The 19,266-nt window shown below is 60.1% G+C and carries 15 protein-coding genes; 7 read left to right on the forward strand and 8 right to left on the reverse strand.

From position 1 onward, the window contains the following. Positions 1-312: 312 nt before the first annotated feature. Entirely contained in the window at positions 313-1,830 is a 1,518-nt protein-coding gene (locus AB5Y67_RS08315) for an HD domain-containing phosphohydrolase (protein WP_123172746.1), read from the forward strand. A gap of 94 nt (positions 1,831-1,924) precedes the next feature. On the opposite strand, the gene AB5Y67_RS08320 is transcribed toward AB5Y67_RS08315, so the two are convergent. Then, positions 1,925-3,190 carry a TIGR03503 family protein gene (locus tag AB5Y67_RS08320; RefSeq protein ID WP_123172745.1) on the reverse strand — a complete coding sequence of 422 codons (1,266 nt, stop codon included), beginning with the start codon at positions 3,188-3,190 and terminating at the stop codon, positions 1,925-1,927. Continuing rightward, positions 3,187-3,921 (reverse strand): DNA polymerase III subunit epsilon, encoded by a 735-nt coding sequence (dnaQ, locus tag AB5Y67_RS08325; RefSeq protein WP_150389383.1) that lies wholly within the window; start codon positions 3,919-3,921, stop codon positions 3,187-3,189. Before dnaQ ends, AB5Y67_RS08320 begins: the two co-directional genes overlap by 4 nt. Before the next feature lie 79 nt (positions 3,922-4,000). Here dnaQ and rnhA point away from each other — a divergent pair, with 79 nt between their 5' ends. Continuing rightward, on the forward strand, positions 4,001-4,465 hold the full coding sequence (rnhA, locus tag AB5Y67_RS08330; protein ID WP_150389384.1) for a ribonuclease HI: 465 nt from the start codon (positions 4,001-4,003) through the stop codon (positions 4,463-4,465). On the opposite strand, the gene AB5Y67_RS08335 is transcribed toward rnhA, so the two are convergent. Continuing rightward, a complete protein-coding gene (locus AB5Y67_RS08335) occupies positions 4,453-5,175 on the reverse strand; it encodes a methyltransferase domain-containing protein (RefSeq protein WP_005361718.1) in 723 nt (240 codons plus the stop codon). The two genes, rnhA and AB5Y67_RS08335, sit on opposite strands and share 13 nt — an antisense overlap. A gap of 72 nt (positions 5,176-5,247) precedes the next feature. Here AB5Y67_RS08335 and gloB point away from each other — a divergent pair, with 72 nt between their 5' ends. Next, positions 5,248-6,012, forward strand: coding sequence for a hydroxyacylglutathione hydrolase (gloB, locus tag AB5Y67_RS08340; protein WP_274160311.1), 765 nt, complete (start codon positions 5,248-5,250; stop codon positions 6,010-6,012). A gap of 70 nt (positions 6,013-6,082) precedes the next feature. Then, on the forward strand, positions 6,083-7,636 hold the full coding sequence (locus AB5Y67_RS08345; protein ID WP_005361719.1) for a LysM peptidoglycan-binding domain-containing protein: 1,554 nt from the start codon (positions 6,083-6,085) through the stop codon (positions 7,634-7,636). Positions 7,637-7,795: 159 nt separating this feature from the next. Here the strand turns inward: AB5Y67_RS08345 and astE are convergent, their stop codons facing one another. Then, positions 7,796-8,821 carry a succinylglutamate desuccinylase gene (gene astE, locus AB5Y67_RS08350; protein WP_199427253.1) on the reverse strand — a complete coding sequence of 342 codons (1,026 nt, stop codon included), beginning with the start codon at positions 8,819-8,821 and terminating at the stop codon, positions 7,796-7,798. Between the two features lie 293 nt (positions 8,822-9,114). Further along, on the reverse strand, positions 9,115-9,324 hold the full coding sequence (locus AB5Y67_RS08355) for a DUF1127 domain-containing protein (protein ID WP_005337823.1): 210 nt from the start codon (positions 9,322-9,324) through the stop codon (positions 9,115-9,117). A gap of 526 nt (positions 9,325-9,850) precedes the next feature. On the opposite strand from AB5Y67_RS08355, the gene AB5Y67_RS08360 reads away from it, so the two are divergent. Further along, positions 9,851-10,744 (forward strand): DNA replication terminus site-binding protein, encoded by an 894-nt coding sequence (locus AB5Y67_RS08360; protein ID WP_199427254.1) that lies wholly within the window; start codon positions 9,851-9,853, stop codon positions 10,742-10,744. A 156-nt stretch (positions 10,745-10,900) separates the two neighbouring features. Here AB5Y67_RS08360 and AB5Y67_RS08365 read toward each other — a convergent pair whose 3' ends face one another. From AB5Y67_RS08365 to AB5Y67_RS08375, 3 genes are all read right to left on the reverse strand, one after another. Next, the gene (locus AB5Y67_RS08365) at positions 10,901-14,776 is read right to left on the reverse strand and encodes a DEAD/DEAH box helicase (protein WP_199427255.1); all 3,876 of its coding nucleotides are present in this window, start codon (positions 14,774-14,776) and stop codon (positions 10,901-10,903) included. 434 nt (positions 14,777-15,210) lie between these two features. Further along, on the reverse strand, positions 15,211-16,296 hold the full coding sequence (locus tag AB5Y67_RS08370; RefSeq protein WP_368207657.1) for an ATP-binding protein: 1,086 nt from the start codon (positions 16,294-16,296) through the stop codon (positions 15,211-15,213). Further along, complete coding sequence (locus tag AB5Y67_RS08375; protein ID WP_139464099.1) at positions 16,293-17,021, reverse strand: response regulator; 729 nt, start codon at positions 17,019-17,021, stop codon at positions 16,293-16,295. The genes AB5Y67_RS08370 and AB5Y67_RS08375 overlap by 4 nt, the downstream gene beginning before the upstream one ends. Positions 17,022-17,178: 157 nt before the next feature. On the opposite strand from AB5Y67_RS08375, the gene AB5Y67_RS08380 reads away from it, so the two are divergent. Continuing rightward, complete coding sequence (locus AB5Y67_RS08380; protein ID WP_368207658.1) at positions 17,179-18,342, forward strand: efflux RND transporter periplasmic adaptor subunit; 1,164 nt, start codon at positions 17,179-17,181, stop codon at positions 18,340-18,342. A gap of 15 nt (positions 18,343-18,357) precedes the next feature. Beyond that, positions 18,358-19,266: efflux RND transporter permease subunit (locus AB5Y67_RS08385; protein ID WP_368207659.1), on the forward strand; the 909-nt coding region annotated here is incomplete at its 3' end.

Below are 19,266 nucleotides of genomic sequence, written 5' to 3' on the forward strand. Positions count from 1 at the left end.
CGTTGAGTGTGTCGCCCATGCTACACGCAAATAGGAATCACTATCAAATAAGATTATTTCTCGTCTAATAGCTACAAGCTGGATTCAAACATCCCCAACCACTGGCGTCCACACCCTAATCCAGAAATAGACTTTATGCACGCTAGCTCCATGATTGGGCAAAGAAAGCAGCCGGACAACGCCACAGTCACAAAGGGTTCCATTTGCTTATTTCGACCATAGTTTTTCGAGATCAAATTTTATTTCCCAATAAGTTTCCTATCCTTAGTGAAGCAGTTAATGTAAGCACAGGATGCCAAACAGGATTGTATGATGGATGACCAGATCCTGATTATTGATGATGACGATCTCTCCCTCCCCGACGCACAGCAAGCGGGCTGGAAGGTGATGATTGTTGACGATGAGCCTGAAGTGCATCGCATCACCAAAATCACCTTGAACAAATTCGAGTTTGACAATCGCCCCATCGATTTTCTGCATGCCTATTCCGCGGCGCAGGCCAAGGAGCTGCTGGCCACTACCCCGGACGTTGCTCTGTTGCTGCTGGACGTGGTGATGGAGGTCGACCACGCTGGCCTAGATGTCGTCAAATACGTCCGTGAAGACCTGCAAAACAAGATGGTACGCATCGTGTTGCGTACCGGCCAACCCGGCCAGGCGCCGGAAGATGACGTGGTCACCAACTACGACATCAACGACTACAAGGATAAAACCGAGCTCACCTCCCAGAAGCTGCGCACCCTGCTGCGGGCCAGCCTGCGATCCTATCGGGATATCCGCACCCTGGAGAGTAACCGTCAGGGGCTGGAAAAAGTCATCGAAGCCTCCAAGGGGATCTTTGAGAAACGGGCGTTGCGCCAGTTTGTCGAAGGCGCCCAGGAGCAGCTCAGCGCCTTGCTCCATCTGGGGGAAACCCAGATATACGACGTCAAGCAATACGCCTATGAGGTGAAGGATCAAGTATTGGAGCCCCTGCTCCCCGGCCATCCCGCCATGCTCCTCACAGAAGCGCCGGAGATCCTGCGCCAGGCTATGAGCAAGCGCAGCAACGTCTATAACGCCACCCAGATGGTGCTCTACTGTCAGAATCCGCGCCACCACCTGCTGTTCCACATCGAGACCACCCGCCAGCTCAGCCAGATCGATACCAGTCTGCTGACCCTGTTTACCGAAAACATCATAGTGGCGCTGGAGAATATCCGGCTCAATGAGGTGATCGCCGACAACCAGCGGGAGATCATCTATCGCATCGGCGAACTGGTCGAAACCCGTTCCAAAGAGTCAGGGCTGCACGTCAAGCGGGTCGCGCTCTATACCGAACAATTCTGCCACCTGATGGGCATGAGCGAAGAGCAGAGCGAGCTGGTGAAACGTGCCTCGCCTCTCCATGACATTGGCAAGGTGGGAATTCCCGATGCCATCTTGCACAAGCCGGGCAAGCTGACGCAGGAGGAGTGGGAGATCATGAAAACCCACGCCCAGCTCGGGCAGGATATGCTCTCCGGCAGCGATCTGGCGCTGTTTCAGATTGGTGCCACCATCGCAGGTAATCACCATGAGAAGTGGAATGGCAGTGGCTATCCCCGCGGTTTGAAGGGGGCCGATATTCCGCTGGAGGGGCGGATTGTGGCACTGGCTGACGTATTCGATGCCCTGGGTTCGGATCGCTGCTACAAGAAAGCGTGGCCGCTGGACAAGGTGCTGGCCCTGATTGAAGAGGAGAAGGGGCAACATTTCGACCCCCAGTTGGTCGAGCTGATGATGGCCAATCTGGACAAGTTCCTCGAGATCCGCGAGCAGAACAAGGATGTCTATATCGGCGAACACTGATAGCCAGCTTGTTCTGTTTATGAACTAAAAAAAAACCGCCCAGCTTATCAGGGCGGTTTTTTATCTCTGGCATCACGCCACTTCAGTACGAGGGTTACTGCTCCGGCAAATTGAGATCCAGCTTGGCGGCTGGTTGTCCGGCTTGCTGATTCTCGGCCTGCGCAGCGGCCAGAGCACGCTTCAGGGCACGCCGTTTTTGTATCACCACAAACCCGACCCCACCCAATACTGCCAGCAGCACACCACCACCCGCCAATGCCCAGATCAGCCAGCCAATTTCCTCCTCTGCCGGGGCTTCATGGGTCGCCTCGGCACTGGAGGCCGGTGCGGCGGCCGACACCACCTCTACAGGAGGCGGCGGTGGCGGGAAGACATTGAAGGTTTTCACCGGCAACTCGATTTTCAGCTCACGGCCGAGGCGAGTGGTGCCATAGAGGGTTGCTTTCACCTCATGCTGACCGACCTCCTTGATGTTGGAGAGATCGATATCAAGCTTGGGGTCGCTGGCGGTCTCGCTGAACTCGTAGAGGCCGCCCACATTGCTGGTCACACTCCCCTTGACCACCACGGAGGCGGGATCCAGCTCATCACGGTCGATTAGCAGTGAGAGCTTGGCACCCAGCTCATCCGAAGGCGGCGACAAGTTATAGCTGAACGGATAGGGGTAAAGCAGAACATCCTGATAACGGGCACGGACAAACACCTGATTGCCGGTGCTGAACATGGCGCGGTACTTGCCACCGGGAATATCCTGCAGCGTCACTTCCGCCGTCATGATGCCATCGCCCGGCACTTCGTCGAGCCCCTTGCCATCATCGCGATAGTGGCCAAGTACTTGATCCAGCACGACCTCTTTCTTATCGGCATCGCTGAACGATTGCAGCTTGACGGTCATGCCAAGATCAGAGAGATAGTATTTATCTTTCGGCGGCTGACCATTGATCAGCAACCACGCCTTGAGCTTGACCACCTCCCCCTGATAGAGCTGCATCGGCAGGGCGGCGATATCGAGCCGAATATCGGAGAGAATGCGCACCCGGTTGTCGGGATCCACCTCGCCAATCGCCTGCCAGGGGCCCGGCATGGGATTGCGCAGGGTAATGAGATCATGCTCTGGCAGCGCCAGCCAACCCACATCGGCAGGTTTGACCTTGCCCACGTAAAGCTTGCTGCCATCGGGGCGAACCAGGATTACGGACGGGGTGCCCGGCTTGCGCTTGATGATGAAGGTTATCTCCTTCACGCCATAATCGATGCGAAAGCGGTTATCCAGCAGCGGGATATCGGAAGGGGCAAATACCTCGGTCGCCGTCGCCCCCAGCGAGAGCAATAGCAGCAGACCTGCACACCACTTGCTCATTGCCGCCACAGACAACTTCCTCCTTTCTTCTGTACCAGATCCAGTCTCGCCTCGTGCAGGGCCTGAACCTCGGCGCTGGCACGCACCACCTTGAGGGCGGGTCGGTTGCTCTCCAACCGGCGAATGCTGGTGTCCTGATTGTTTTCGTTTTCGTTGCTCTCGGTGGCCAGATTGAGTTTGGTCTGGCCGCCGGTCATCAGCAGGTAGACGTCCGCCAGGATCTCCGCATCGAGCAGAGCCCCGTGCAGGGTACGGTGGGAGTTGTCGATACCGTAACGATCGCAGAGCACATCCAGGTTGTTGCGCTTGCCGGGGAAGAGATCCCGCGCCATCGCCAGGGTATCTGTAATGGTGCAGATATCCGCCGTCTTGAAGTTGAGTCCGAGCTTGCTGAACTCATAGTCCATGAAGCTCACGTCAAACGGCGCGTTGTGTGCGATCAGTTCGGCGCCGCGGATGAAGTCGAGGAACTCGTCGGCGATCTGGCTGAACGACGGTTTGTCACGCAGAAACTCGTCGGTAATACCGTGCACCTGGATCGCTTCCGGGTCGACCAGACGATCAGGCTTGATATAGACGTGATAGTGGTTACCGGTCAGCTTGCGGTTGATCACCTCCACACAGCCGATTTCGATAATGCGGTGCCCCAGATAGACAGGGCCACCCGCCGTATTCATACCTGTGGTTTCAGTATCCAGAATGATCTGGCGATTCAGTTGGGGTGTGTTCATGATCCAATCTATGTCAAACTTCGGCTTTACTTACTCGCTAGTTTACCCCAAGCCTCATGTTAAAACAGATTGATTGCTCATGTTAAAACAGATTGATGTCTATACCGACGGCTCCTGCCTCGGCAATCCGGGCCCGGGTGGTTACGGGGCCGTCATGGTCTACGGCAAGCACCGCAAAGAGATTTCCGCCGGATTCAAGTTGACCACCAATAACCGGATGGAGCTGATGGCCGCTATCATGGGGCTGCGCACCCTCAACGAACCGTGCAAGGTGCGCCTCACCACCGACAGCCAGTATGTCCGCCAGGGGATCACCCAGTGGATCATCGGCTGGAAGAAGAAAGGGTGGATGACCGCCAACCGGCAACCGGTCAAGAACGTCGATCTCTGGAAGGAGCTGGATGCGGAAGTGGGTCGCCACCAGATTGAGTGGCTCTGGGTGAAGGGTCACTCCGGCCACCAGGAGAACGAACGGTGCGACGAGCTGGCCAGAGAGGCCGCCTGCGGCAAGGATCTGGCCGAGGATACCGGCTACCAGCCCTGACGGGCCATTCCCGGTGTGGCGAGGGACTTTGGCAGTTGCCAGCGCCGCCGCACCGGGATCAGTGGAAAGCGCCGTTTACGGGCCGCAATCACGTATACCGATGCAAATGCCCTGCAATAATCCCGCCCGATACTCTCCCGCCACCAACTGTGCCAGCTCTGTTTTCCCATAAACGAGTAACCGAAACGCTCGTCGAACATCACCTCGCATCCCAGCAGATGCAACCAGTCCGTCACCCGCCCCGGGGTGAACATCCGTGCCGACCAGGGCATTCTGCGCCGCAAGAACGGCACACAGTGACCGATCCCGACCAGACTCATGGGGTTATAACCACTGATGATCAGCCAGCCATCGTCGGTCAGCACCCTCTCGGCTTCGCGCAACACCTGATGAGGATCGGCAGAGAAATCGAGGCAGTGGGCCAGCAGGCAGGCATCGACGCTGCCGGTCCGCACCGGCAGATCGAGGGGATCGCCATACATGTCGAGCAACCGCCCGCCGGGGGCGACCCCGATCTGGTGACGAATGGAAGAGCGTTTGCAGGAGAGTTCAGCGCTCAAAGCGCCAATTTTCAGCAGATGATACCCAAACAGATTGGGACACCAGTTGTCGAGCCGATCCTGGATCTCGGCCGCCACCCAGTCCCCCATAGGCAATGCAGACCAGCTGGTCGGGATCTCGATTTGTTGTTCGGTACGTGCCACCTGCATAATAGGGCTCAACTCGGGGTTTCGAACGCCATCCTGTTATATAAGATACCCTCCCTAAAGAGAAGCAGACTCATGTATCCAGTGATCACAGTTCCAGCCTTTAATGACAACTACATCTGGTTGATCCGCCACGAAAATCACTGCCTGGTGGTCGATCCGGGCGATGCCGCACCCGTGCTGGAGCGGCTCGATGCATTGGGGCTGGTGCTCGATGCCATCCTGCTGACCCATCACCATCACGACCATGTCGGGGGCGTCACCGACCTGCTTGCCCACTTCCCCCACGCCCGGCTCTATGGCCCCAAACTTGACCCGATGCCGGATCACCACGGTCAGTGGCTGGAAGATGGCGATCAGATCAACTGGCACGGCCTCGCCCTCGAGGTGATCCATGTGCCCGGGCACACTCGCGGCCACATCGCCTACCATGGCAACGGCATGCTCTTTTGTGGCGATACTCTCTTCTCAGCCGGTTGTGGCCGCCTGTTTGAAGGGACGCCGGAGCAGATGTACCACTCGCTGCAACGACTCGCCGCCCTGCCCGATGAGACACTCATTTATTGTGCCCACGAGTACACCCTCTCCAACCTGCGTTTTGCCTATGCGGTCGAGCCGGACAACCCGGCGATCCGCCGCCAGATCGGGCTGATCAGCAAACTGCGGCAACAAGGGCTGCCAAGCCTGCCAACCCGGCTGGGTGACGAACGCACTTTCAACATTTTTCTGCGCTGCGAACAGGATTCAGTGAAATTTTCTGCTGAAAAGCAGGGGCTAAAATGCGTGGAAAATCCGGTAGATACCTTCACCATCCTGCGTCAGTGGAAGGACGTTTTTTGAACAAACCTTGATCAGGGGGCCATTGCCCCTTATGATGCGAGCTGTTTTTCCTAAAAATGACCGGAACGAGATGAAGGTACGAACGGCCTTATTGGCAGCGCTGTTGCTCAGCGGCTGCCAAAACCTGAGCCATCAGGATGACCGGGCGCTAACGGCAATCGAGCCGATCAAGTCCCCCCAGGTCAAGAAAAAAGCGCATAAAAAACACTCTTCCCATTTCCTGTTTGGCGATGAACAGCTGGACGAAATGGAAGATACGGACAATCTGTGGGTGCGTATCAGCGATGATATGCAACTGGAAACTCCGGACAACCCGCGCATCCGCCAGCAACGTGAGTGGCTGTTGCGCAATGATAAGCATCTGGCGACCATTGCCAGCCGGGCTGAACCCTACCTCTATCTGATGGTAGAGGAGATTGAACGGCGTGAGCTGCCAATGGAGCTTATTACTGTCCCGATGATCGAAAGCATGTTTGATCCTCATGCCCGATCCCGCAGCAATGCCGTCGGACTCTGGCAGTTTGTGCCAGCGACAGGCAGAAACTTCGGTCTGCGCCACGACAACTGGTATGACGGACGGCGCGATGTGCTGGCCTCCACCAATGCGGCGCTCGACTATCTGGAATACCTGAACCGCTTCTTTGACGGTGACTGGCTGCAAACGCTGGCCGCCTACAATGCCGGTGAAGGTCGGGTGCGCAACGCCATCCAGCGTAACCAGCGCGCAGGCAAACCGACCGACTACTGGTCGCTCGATCTGCCCCGGGAAACCCGGATGTATGTGCCCAAGATCCTCGCCATGGCTGACATGATCAGCAATGCGGACAAGTACAATATCCAGTTGCCGGTGCTCGCCAACGAGCCGAAGCTGCGAGTGGTGGAGACCGGCAGCCAGATCGATCTGAATGTGGCCGCCCAACTGGCAGGTCTGCGCACGTCACAGCTCAAGGAGGTCAATCCGGCCCTGAGCCGTGGTGTGATGTCGCCCCGTGGTCCTTACCGCCTGCTGGTACCGGTAGAATATGCCGATACCCTGGAGCTGGCACTGGCCGATCTGCCCAAGAGCGAGCGTATTCGTACCCGCTCCTATCAGGTCACCAGTGGCGATACCCTGTCGCGCATTGCCCAGAATCATGGCGTCAGCGTGAACGAGCTGAAGCTGGCCAACAATCTGCGCAGCAACAACCTGCGTCGCGGTCAGCAACTGGTGATCCCGACCCACGGTCAGGTCAGCAGCAAGGCCAGCTCCGCCAGCAAACCGCAGCAGCTGGCAAGCCGTGGCAGCAGCCAGAAGGCCAAGGTCAGTTACAAGGTGCGCTCGGGTGACAACCTGTGGAGCATCAGCCAGGCGCACGGCGTCTCCCACGAAGAGCTCGCCAAGTGGAATGGTCTGAATGCCAAGTCGGCGCTCAAGCCAGGCATGAAGCTGGTTGTCTATCCCAAGCAAGGGAAGAAGAGCGACAAGTCGATGGTGTATCAGGTTCGCCGTGGCGACTCCATCTCCTCCATCGCGGCTCGCTTCCAGGTGGCCATCAATGATGTGATGCGCTGGAACCAGCTGGATAAAGGGGATTACCTCAAGCCCGGCCAAGAGCTGACCCTGTTTGTGAAGAACAACAGCTAAGCCTCACAGCTTGAACCCGATAAAAACGGGGCCAGTCATCTGACTGGCCCCGTTTTTTATTACTGCGGCTAACCGCTGCTGTGTCTGAGCCACCGACTAAAACAATGGCTTGGCGCCGCCTGCGGATGCATCACCGCTCTGCAGGCAAAACTATCACCGCTATTCCCAGAGCCTTGTCGGCACCACCATCAGCACGGTGCGCTGACCGATCGCCACGTTGGCATTGGGGAAGACCACCGCCTCACGCGGCTTCTCGACCGTGTAGCGCAGCTCGCCATCCTCGGCCAGCACGAACCCTTGGGGGAATTCGGTGAAGTTGTCGACATCGCTGGCGAATAGAAAGCGAAACTGCTCCGATTTTTTGGTGATCACCCGATCGATGGCAAACAGGGTGAAATCATCCGCCCGCCACGGCTCCAGCGCCACCTCATCCTGAGTGACCAGCTCCTGCAGCGCTTGGCGGGTTTCGATAAAGCGGGTCATATCGTTCTCGCCAAACGGGCGCACCTTGCCCAACTCCACCGTAAAGGCGTGGGCACCATGCTGGCGGGAGCTGTAGTAACTGAAGGTCGTGGTCGGGCTGGCGGAGAGCAGAATAGTACGCACCCCGCAGGCGCCGAGGAACTGCACCTGCTCGCGGCAGTGAGGCCGCTCGTGGGGGAAGGGGTAGACGGCAAACTTCTCGTGGCGCGAACCGCGAATGGCGGTGTGCAGGTCGTAGTGGTAACGGGGACGAGCCGGATCGGCAAAGAAGCGGCTCACATACTGCTCGAGGCGCATGGCGCGGATCCGCTCCCGATTGCAGAGCCCCTCTCCCTTGCTGTGTGCACCAGAGAAGAGCCGGTTCATGTTCTCCTCCACCTCTCGCAGCCCCAGATTCATAGCAGCCGGATTGCCAAACAGGAACAACACCCGATGACGGGCGATCAGCTCACCTGAGAGCAGACGGCTCAACAGCTGGTTGCAGATCTCGATGGGAGCGGTCTCGTTGCCGTGGATGCCGCAGGAGAGGACGATATCCTTGCGCCCTCCGAGCTGGCCGCCCGCGCCACTGGCAGGCTCCAGACAGAGCACGCCCGTATCCCAGACGCAGACCCGCGCACCATCGGGCAGGGCAAATTCAAAGGGCTCAAGCTGCCACTCATGGCTGCGGGTCAAGGCCAAAAAATCGTGCTGGGGAATCATCCGTCTCACCCTCTTGCGCTGGAACACTATGGCCGGATTATACGCAAGGCATCGCGGCTTAAAATCGTTTTTTAAATAAATTCAAACATTAACGATACAAGTGTGATAACAATCGAACGATGACAGCAATGACGGTAGCGATATGGAATAAAGAGGAGAGGAAAAAGGACCAACAAATAACAGGGGGAAAACGGGGGGAGATAAAACAGACTATTGCCCGCCTGATGACCAAGCGTCACGGGGCAGAACAGCGAACGATTCAGCAGAAAAACAAGGCATCCATGCCCGGTAGATCAACCACGCCAGAACGGCTTGGTGGTCTCTTGATAGCGGTCAGCTTCGTTCAGGCCGATGTCTTTGAGCAGGTACTCGGGCAGCTCGGAGAGCTGGCGACGGCTGCGGCTGCGCTCCAGCCAGGTCAGAACGGTCATTTTAACGCGAGCAACCAGATTCAATTGGCTGGAATGCTGGTAACCGGTTTCGGTATAAGTCATGTTGGCCATGATGTGGCTCCTCTGAATATTTGTTTACGCACTGGGCTTTATTTGATGCGCAAAGCTTAGTCAGGGAGCAGGGCCGACTCAATTGACGAATTTTGATACGTTACATTAGTAAATCTAATGTCTAAAAACGGCAGGATTTAATTTTAACTATTTGATTTTAAACAAATAATTATTTTGACGGTTGGCCAGCAGAGTCGCACAGCATATTGTGCTGCATGGCACCCATCTATATATGCATTTTACTGCTTTACATATGCAGGGATGGACAAGGTGTGAACAGCTGGCAACAGCGGAGTTACACGCAATTGTTAATTTAATGATCTCGTGGGCGATCTTTACTTAACACCCTGAAACATAAATAAAACCATCACCACATCCCCATTCAGAGGCGCACATTGCCCCCTCCTCAAAGTGCCTCTTGGCACTCCAACCGCATGCTGGTATGTTTATTTATACAGTAGTTTTACTACCCGCAGCGATGTCATACCTGATGTCGTCAACAGCGGGTCAGACCACAGGATCATCGATGGATACCCTTACCCCTACCGCCGCCCTGCGTCAACAGATGGAGGCCATTGAAGCCTCTCTGGATCAGCTGGCCACCCTGCTCGACCAGCTCGAACTGCAGGAGGCCCATGTCTATCCCCTCCCCCCGGTAGCGCAGGGGGAAGAACACGACCCGATCGAGCAAATTGAGGTGGGCTATCTCAACGGTGAAGCCGCGCTGGCGGCCACCCTCGCCGCTTATCGGGACCACAGCGCCCGCCCCGGTTGCTCAACCAAGGCGACTCATCGGCTGCCCGGCTGGTTGCGCTTTCCTGCCGCCGCAGCCCCCTTGCTGCAACCGCTGATCGACCAAATCAACCAGCACAAGCTCGATTTCAAGGCGCTGGTGCAGCAGGCGGGGGGACGGGACGAGAAGTTCGAGCTGGTACATACCGCCCTGCCCGGAGTGATCACCTTGCAGGTCTACCGCAAACTGACCCTGTTGGCAGGGGAGCTGCAATCCCTTGGCTTTACCTGGGCTGACAAGCAGACCATCAATCGCCTAAGTCGCGAGCAGGTGCTTGAGATGCTGGAGCGCAGCCGCCGCTATATACCGGCCCTCTCCAACAACGAGGAGTGGAGCAAGATGGTGGATCAGGAGGTGTACGACATTCGCCGTCTGCCCGCCGATGCCGAGCTGCGGATCCGCCGCCCGGTCAAGACCCACCCGATGATCAACCTGCTCTGGTTGGAGCGCACCCCGCGCAAGCAGCAGATCAAGGCGAGCCTGCCTCTGCTGCTCTGCTCGGATACCCCGCCCGCGGTCACCCATCTGGGCAACTATCCCCCCAAGAGCCGGCAGGCGCGGCGAGATCGCAAGATTGGCGGCGAGCCCATCATCGAGCGGCTGCACCTCTATCTCTATCAGGGGTGACTTGATCAGGGATAGCTGGTTCATGGATAACTGCGCCGCCTTGCCGCGATAAACGAAGTATCCCGCATCTACGTCCCAAACGAGAAAGGGGAGAACATCTCTGGATGTTCTCCCCTTTTCTGTATCGATAGGCGGTATGAAAGGTGGCGTCGCCAATCAGCCCATCAGCAGGGCCCGCAGGCTCTCCACATCCAGCCCGCGCACCTCGGACTGGCCGCTCAGCAACCCATCGGCCAGCGCCCGCTTCTCATCGTGCAGGGCGACAATCTTCTCCTCCACCGTCTGCTCGCACACCAGCCGGTACACGGTCACCGGCTGGGTCTGGCCCATCCGGTGAGCCCGATCGCTCGCCTGATCTTCCACCGCTGGGTTCCACCAGGGATCGAGGTGCAGCACGGTATCGGCCTGGGTGAGGTTGAGGCCGGTCCCCCCCGCCTTGAGGCTGATGAGGAACAGCGGCACCTCCTCATGACGAAAACGCAGGATGGAGTCCTGACGGGACTTGGCGGAGCAGCCGCCATCCAGATAGCAGTAATCCCAGGATTTCTGCTCGATGCGGGCCCGCAACAGACTCAGCAGATCGACAAACTGGCTGAACACCAGCACCCGATGACCGCCGTCAATAGCCTCTTCCAGCAGGGCCATCGCCTCGTCCAACTTGCTGCTGGTTTGCGACCACTCTGGCATCACCAGCTCCGGCGAACAGCAGAGGCGGCGCAGTCGGGTCAGGCCGCTCAGCACATGCATCAGAGCGCGGCCATCGGCGCTTTGCACCTGCTGCACCACTTCCCGCCGGGTCGCCTCGTAGAGCTGGCGCTCTTCGGGGGAGAGGCTGATGTGGTGGATGATCTCGGTCTTGTCCGGCAGCTCGGTCAGCACCTGCTGCTTGAGACGGCGCAGGATGAAGGGGCTGATCACCGCCCGCAGCAGCGCCATGTGCTGGGGATCCTTGACCGCTTTGCCAAAGCGACGCTTGAACTCGCCAAGGCTGCCGAGCAGCCCCGGGTTGATAAAAGTGAAGAGACTCCACAGCTCCCCCAGATGGTTTTCGATGGGGGTGCCGGAGAGGGCGAGGCGAAAATCGCCGTCGAGCTGGAACAGCAGCTTGGCGCGCTGGGTGCCGGCGTTTTTGATCTGCTGCGCCTCATCGAGCACCATGCTGGACCAGCGGCGGGACTTGAGCGCCTCCGCCAGGCTGCCGAGCATGCCGTAGTTGATGAGGATCACCTGACCGGCCTTGGCCTCGCGAATGATCCCCTCCCGCTCGGCAGGATTCTCGAACACCACCACATCCAGCTCGGGGGCGAAACGAGTCACCTCCTCCTGCCAGTTGGTGACCACTGACTTGGGCACCACTACCAGGGCAGGGCCAAGGTGCTGGCGCATCCGCAGCACAATCAGCGCCTGCAGCGTCTTGCCCAGACCCATGTCATCGGCCAGACAGGCCCCAAAACCGTGATGGGCCAGGGTCGCCATCCAGCGCACCCCCTCTTTCTGATAGTCCCGCAGGGAGGTAAGCAGCTCGTCCGGGCAATCGACCTCCTGCTGCCACTCCTGCTGCAGGGATTGCCACGCCGCATCCCCTTCGGTGGTAATGACAGAGAGCAGACGAGTGAGCGGATAGGCCAGCTTGTTGTTGATGCGCTGCTCTTCATCGAGCATGGCCCCCAGCATGGTGAGCCGCTCCACCAGCTTGTCGCTCAGCATCAGGCTGGTCTTCTCATCGAGCTGAACGGTGCGCTGCCCCGGGGTCATCTGGCGCAGAATAAGGCGCAGGTCGAGGATCTGGTGCTCATCGAGCGCCAGTGCCCCTTCGACCTGGAACCAGTCCTGCCGCCGCTCGATACGCAGGCTCAGGGCCGCTTCATCAAGGCTCTTGAGGCGGGCGCTGTCCTGATGCCAGTGAATGACCACACCGGCGTCCACCAGCTCGGGCAGGGCATTGACCAGCGCCAGCGCCTGTTCCCCCTGCAGCAGCCATTCGCTGCCGGGCAGGCCGATGGGCAATTGATTGCGCAGCAACTGGGCCTGCAGCTTCTCGGCCCCGAGATCCCGCTGCCAGTATTGGTACGCCTTGATCCCCTGCCGCACGATCGCCTCCCCCTTGCCAAGGGGCTGGGGCGGCAGATCCTCAAAGCGGGTCACCAGCTTGACCGACAGCTGACCATCCTGCCAATCCAGTTGCACCGAAGGAATGCCCGGCCAGGGAGCCAGTTCGGCGTTGCCGCTAAGCCCCGCAACCTGACTGTGCCAGGGCAGCTCGGGAATGGCGTCCAGGGTGCGTTGCAGCTCGGCCAGCCCCTCGGCGGGCAGCAGCGGGATTGATTCGAGCGCTGGCAAGCGGTCGAGCAGCGGCTGCGGGGTGAGGATGAGCTGCCACAAATCCTGCGCCAGCGGCATGATATGGGCCCCGCGGGCGGCCGCATCGGGGCAGAGCTGCGCGCTCATCCCCTGTTCGGTGGCCACCACCTGCAGCAGGGGGGCACTGATGGCCAGTTGCAGCTTCTGCCCCTTGGCGTTGAACAAACGGGGGTGATCGGCCAGCGGCGCCCAGACATCCCGCGGCAGTCGTCCCATCACCCGTGGCAGGGTGCGAACCAGTGCCCAGTCGTGCTCATCGAGCATGGCTGCATACTGGGTAGAGAGCAGGGCCGGATCGACCCGGCGACCGGCGGTCCACTCCCCCTTGGTACTCAGCTTCTGGATCTTGCACTCCAGCTCGGGGCCGTCAGCATGGAGCAGCCAAACCAACCGCTCCTGCGGCTTGCGCACGCCACTCGAGCGTCCCAGCCCCTGCAACCAGTTGAGCCAGCTGGCAGAGGCCGCGGTTTTATCCTCGTCCCCGTCATCATCCTGCTCATCACTGCCCTCTTGCGTACTCTCCTCACTGCCGCGCAGTTGGCACAAGGGCGCCCCTTTGGCCGCCTCGCCCAACAAGATGCGCAGCAGATCCTGACAAAACGCCATCAGGCGATGATGGGGCTCGGCATCGAGCAGATGGGAGAGATCCCACTTGTGCAACATGGCCACCTGCGGGCTTTGGGCACCGTGACGGGCCAGCGCACAGAGATCGAGCCAGAGATAGCCCCAGTGGAGCTCCTCCACTGGCAGTTGCAGGGTATCGAACAGGCCGACCGCCTGACCGTGGCGATCACCCGCCCACTGGCTGAGCAGATCGGCAAGCAGGGGGAACTGGCCAGTCAGGCTGCGCTGCCACTTCTTGCGCTGTTCGCTGGCGATGACGGGATCGGCCTGCTGCAACCAGCCAAGCCAGAGCAGGGCGCTGAATGAACGGGGCCACTGGCCCGCCTCACCCTCATCGGTTGCCTGCCACTGGCCCAGCGCGGTGAGCAGTCGCTCGCCAAGCGGGCCGCTCTGGCTCTGCTGGGCCAGCGCCTGCAGGGCTGGCCAGCCGGGGGCGGCATCCTGGTCCTCGCCGATTGGCGATGTGCTCTCGCCATCCCCGCAGAGCCAGCGCCACTCCGCCTCGAACGCTTTGGCCCGGGCCTGCACCTCGGGGGCGCAGCGCACCAGCGCATTGGCCAGCGGCCAGCGCTCTTCATAGGGGGCATCGAGCAAGAGTTGCAGCGAGAAGTGCTCCAGCAACATTTGCTGCCAGGCGGGGCTAGAGCCCGCCAACAACTGGTGAGCGTCCGGGGTATCGAGCAGGGTCAGCAGATCGCTGGCCGAGAAATAGGTGGGGATCTCCCCCGCCTTGCCGCGGCAGAGCTCGCGCACCACCGCATGGGTGAGATCCTGCCCGGTCAATGAGGGCACCCGACTCCAGTCCGGCGCCGGGCAGAGACCGGCACGCACCCCCAGGATCAGTGCCAGCGTCCCCTCGGCGGTCAGGCTCCACTGCTGCTCCCCGCGCAATCTGACCAGCCCCGCATCCTGCAGTCGGGTCAGTTTATCGATCAGGGCATGGCCTATCGCCAGTTGTTCTTGCAGCAAACGGGTACTGGCAACGCGCTGCAATTGCAGGGTGGCGAGCAGGGCATAACTATCCGAAGAGAGGGTGGACGCAGACATCAAGACTCACGGGCAAGTGCAAAAGCGGAATTTTAACGGTAAAGCGCCAGCGGCTCGACCCTTTACCGTGAAATAACTCAAAAAAAAACGGCCATCCATGATGACCGTCGAAAGTAACGAAGGAAATAGCCGGATCATCCGGTTACCTCCCACAGCGGGAAAATCGGGAGCGCTAGCCCCTAATTCGTGGAGCCAATGCTAGAGGTTGGCGCCCGAAAAAGCTTTGAAGCGGATCACAGTTGAAAAGGATTTCTGAAAACGATTTCAATTTTTGACGGCTAAAAACCATGATTTCGCGCCAAATGAGCCATGTCCCAACCCCTCCTGCTCACCCGGCAAAGCGGTGAAAACCCTTATGGCAGTCGCTTGTCGCCCCCCCCCCTGTGCGGGCAGCTGTCAGCTGTATAGCTTCATCAGAACCTGCCACCCCCAGGCTAGATTTCAGGGCAACCGGACATGGCCGAGATGGGCCAGGAGAGCACGAATCGGCTCCCTCCCTGCCCGGTAGCTTGGCAAACCGCGCTGCCGCCGTGGGCCTCGGCAATCGCCTTGACCACGGCGAGTCCAAGTCCGCTACCGCCGCTCTTGCGCGAGCGTGACGGATCTCCGCGACGAAACGCATCGAAGATACAGGCGGCGATCTCCTCGCTGATGCCTGGCCCCTCATCTTCCACACTCAGGACGCACACACTCTCCGAGCGATACAGCCGCACGGTCAGCAGGCCCGGCAGCGCGTGCTTCTGGGCATTTTCCAACAGCGCCATCAGGGCCTGACGGATACGAAACAGATCGCAGCAAACATGAAGTTCGCTATCGAGCTCCCGCTGCAACACAAATCCGCTCGCCGCCAGAGGGCTGGCAAACGCCTCAAGCACCACGGCAAGCTCGTCGGCCAGCCTGACCTCGGTCCGCTGCAACTCCAGATGGCCGCTGTCGTTGAGGCTCAATACCCGCAAGTCCTCGATCAGGTGATTGAGCCCCTCCACCTGACGCAGCAACCCCTCGAAGAGTTCGCTACTGGGAGGAAATACCCCTTCGGCCAGCCCCTGCAAGCGGCCGCGCAAAATGGTCACCGGAGTGCGCAATTCGTGGGCGATGGCGGCATTCCAGAACTCCCGCTCGCGGGTCATGCTCTGCAGCCGCTCGGCCATGGTATTGAAGTCGCGCACCAGCTGCGCCGTCTCCCCGATCGCCTGCTCATCCTCCGGCACACGGGCATCGAGTTTGCCCTCGGCCACCTCGCGCAGGCTGGTTGCCACCGAGTTAAGGGGAGTCAGGATGCGGCGAGATAGGCGCACCGCCACGTACAGCGCCATCCCCAATGCAATGAGAATGGTGGAGCCGATCCATAACATCTCGACTCTGGAGGGCACCCAGGTCTCGGAGATGCTGCCCGGCACAAACGCCACGGCGATGCCATAAAACACATAGGTGCCGATCACCGCGAGGGAGATGATACCAAGCGTCATCAAGCCCAGAGAGCGGATGATCTGCCTGCGAAGGCCGGGCGCCGATTTCATGCATCGCCCCCGAAGCGATAGCCAACGCCCCAGACACTGGCGGGGACCCCCTGAATGCCGTGTGTCTCCAGTTTTTTGCGCAACTTGCTGATGTGGCTATCCACCGTACGCTCCTGGGTATCCCCCTCCGGCAAGCAGTGAGTCAGCAGTTCGGCGCGGCTGAACGCCCGTTTCGGCGCCCGCATCAAAGAGGCGAGCAACTTGAACTCGGTCAGGGTCAGCTCCAGCACCTGCTGCTGGTCATCGCGGAAAATGCTGGCCTCGTGGCTCTCCAGATCGATCTGAAACTGGCCGACCCGCAACACGTTCGCCGTGGCAGGCTTTACGGCCCGGGTGCGCCTGAGCACGGCCTGCACTCGCGCCACCACTTCGGCCGGATTGAAGGGTTTGACCACATAGTCATCCGCCCCCATGCGCAGCCCCATCAGCTTGTCGAGATCCTGATCGAGGGCGGTCAGCATGATCACCGGCGTATCGCCGCGCGCCCGGATCTCGCTGAGCACCTGCCAGCCATCCAGTTGCGGCATCTGCACATCCAGCAGCAGGAGATCGGGTTTGAATGCCTGATGCATGGCCAGCGCTTCACGGCCATCGGCGGCGTGCAGGGAGCGCAAGCCATGACGTTGCAGGTAAGCGGCGAGGATGTCGGCGATCTCAGCTTCATCCTCTGCAATCAGTACCAGTGACTGGCCCGCCGGGCTGGCGGAAGCATTGAGATGGGACATAGTCGGACTCGAAAAAAGGTGGCGTTGAACTTTATCATCGCCTCCATGGATTCTCCACAAAGCCTCGAATCATTCGCAATAGCCCCTCGCCATAATGGCCGCTCGATGCACTCTTCGGTCGCATCACACCGGAGAGACGGTTTAACGAGGTGAGTGGATGATGTTTGTAAAACAGCGGTATGCGGGCGCCCTGCTCGCCGTCATTGCCGCATTCGGGTTGGCGGGGTGCGATGCCGCGCCGCAAGAGCAGGAGGCACCCGCCCTGCCTCAGGTATCGGTGCTGACTCTGACTGGTCGGGAGCTTGTCATCAGCGAGGATCTGCCCGCCCGGGTAGCGGCACTGCGCAGCGCCGACATTCGCGCCCAGATCAGCGGCATCGTGCAGCGCCGCCTGTTCGAGCAGGGCGCCGAGATCAGCGCTGGCACCGTGCTGTTCCAGATAAACCCGGCCCCCTTCAAGGCCGATGTCGACAGCGCCGCCGCCGCATTGCAACGGGCCGAGGCGGTGCTGGCCCGCGCCCGCATCCAGATTGACCGCCTGAAGCCGCTGCTGCGCACCGACGCCATCAGCCGCCAGACCTATGACGATGCGATCTCCCAGCGGGATCAGGCGGCCGCCGATGTAGCCCAGGCCAGGGCGACTCTGGCCCGGCACCAACTGAACCTGCAATTTGCCAGCGTGGAGGCCCCCATCGCCGGACGTATCGATCAGGCGCTGGTGAGTGAAGGGGCACTGGTGTCCCCCACCGATACCACTCCCATGGCCCGGATCCAGCAGATTGATCAGGTCTACGTCGATGTGCGCCAACCGGCCTCGGTGCTGGAATCCCTGCGCCAACAGGCTGGCTCAACGGCAACGGCACCGGAACTGGCAGTGGAGATCCTCGGCAGCAATGGCACACCGCTGGGCATGCAGGGGCACATCCTCTTCTCCGGTATCGAGGTCGATGCCGGAACCGGCGACGTGCTGCTGCGGGTGCTGGTGGATAACCCTGAGCGGCGCCTGTTGCCCGGTCTCTACGTGCAGGCGCGCATTCCCCGGGCCCGCTATGCCAACGCCCTGACCGTGCCCCAGCAGGCGGTTGTTCGCACCTCGGGTCAGACCAGCGTGTGGGTGGTGGATGGCCAGGGGCAGGCACAGCTGGTTCCGGTCAATACCGCTGAACTGGTGAATAGCCAGTACCGCATCGCGTCCGGGCTCAGTGCCGGGCAACAGGTGGTGATCGAAGGGATCGACCGTCTGACCACGGGGGTTCAGGTCATTGCCTCCCCCTGGCAACCACCCGCTGTCAGCCAACCGGCTGACGGTGGCATTCGCTGAATCGGAGAGTTATCCATGCCGCAGTTTTTTATCCATCGCCCGGTGTTTGCCTGGGTGATCGCCCTCTTCATCGTGCTGGCGGGGGTCATCGCCATCCCCAAGCTCCCCATCTCCCACTATCCCTCGGTGGCGCCAGTGTCGGTGACCCTCTATGCCACCTATTCGGGTGCCACGCCGCAGACCCTGAACGATGCGGTGGTGAGCCTTATCGAGCGCGAGCTGTCGGGGGTGAAGAACCTGCTCTATTTCGAGTCGTCGGTGGACGCCTCGGGCAGCGCGCAGATCACTGCTACCTTCAAGCCGGGCACCGATCCGGAGCTGGCCCAGATGGACGTGCAAAACCGCATCAAGGGGGTCGAACCACGTTTGCCACAAGCGGTACGGCAAAACGGCCTGCAGGTAGAGTCCGCCTCATCCGGTTTTCTGATGATGGTCGGCATGACCTCACCGGATGGCCGCTTTGATGAGGTCGCCCTGAACGACTACATGGCGCGCAATATTGTGCAGGAGCTGCGCCGCATCGACGGGGTGGGACGGGTGCAGCTGTTCGGCGCCGAGCAGGCCATGCGCATCTGGGTGGATCCGGGCAAGCTCTCCGCCTACGGGCTGACCATCGGCGAGGTGGCGCAGGCCATCGAACAGCAGAACGTCCAGATTGCACCGGGGCGCGTCGGTGACGAACCCGCCCTGCCGGGGCAGCGCCTGACGGTCCCCCTCACGGTACAGGGACAGCTGACGACCCCCGAGGCGTTCGCCGCCATCGTGCTGCGGGCCGGTGCCGATGGCGCCAAGCTGGTGCTGGGTGATGTGGCACGGGTCGAGCTGGGGGCGCAATCCTACGCGTTTTCCAACCGCGAGAACGGCGTGGCCGCAACCAGCGCCGCCATCCAGCTCTCTCCTGGCGCCAACGCCGTGCGCACCGCC

The organism is Aeromonas sp. s12 (assembly GCF_040907925.1).
In the GTDB taxonomy this organism is placed as follows: domain Bacteria; phylum Pseudomonadota; class Gammaproteobacteria; order Enterobacterales; family Aeromonadaceae; genus Aeromonas; species Aeromonas veronii.